The 598-nt window shown below is 34.4% G+C and carries 1 protein-coding gene; it reads right to left on the bottom strand.

What is annotated here, in order from left to right:
- Positions 1-598 (bottom strand): NAD(P)/FAD-dependent oxidoreductase (locus tag AMN84_RS03635; protein ID WP_143755544.1); only part of this gene is annotated, 598 nt, incomplete at both ends.

Below are 598 nucleotides of genomic sequence, written 5' to 3' on the forward strand. Positions count from 1 at the left end.
TCATTGCTGTATGGGAACCTTTAATTTTCGGCATATTTAAAGTACCTGCATCACATCCAATCAAAAGGGCGCCAGGCATAAACATTTTAGGTAAGCTTTGAAAACCTCCTTCAATTAAAGCTCTTGCTCCATAAGATATTCTTTTTCCTCCTTCCAGCATTTTGCTGATCGCTGGATGAGTTTTAAATCTTTGAAATTCATCAAAAGGTGATAAGTGAGGATTTTTATAATCTAAACCTATAACATAGCCTAAATAAACCTCCTTATTTTCAGCATGATATACAAAGCTTCCTCCATAAGTATTTTTATCTAGTGGCCAACCTGCTGTATGCATAACTAAACCTTCTTCATGATTTTTTTCGTCAATCTTCCAGATTTCTTTAAAACCAATTCCATATTGTTGTGGATCTTTTCCATTATCTAAGTCAAATTTTTTAATTAATTGTTTTCCTAAATGACCTCTGCAGCCCTCTGCAAATACAGTCACCTTAGCATGTAATTCCATCCCGGGTTCATAGCCATCTTTTTTATTTCCTTCCTTATCTAAACCCATGTCTTGAGTTATAACTCCTTTTACCGATCCATCCTCATTATATAA

It is taken from the genome of Candidatus Pelagibacter communis (assembly GCF_001180105.1).
GTDB lineage: Bacteria > Pseudomonadota > Alphaproteobacteria > Pelagibacterales > Pelagibacteraceae > Pelagibacter > Pelagibacter ubique_K.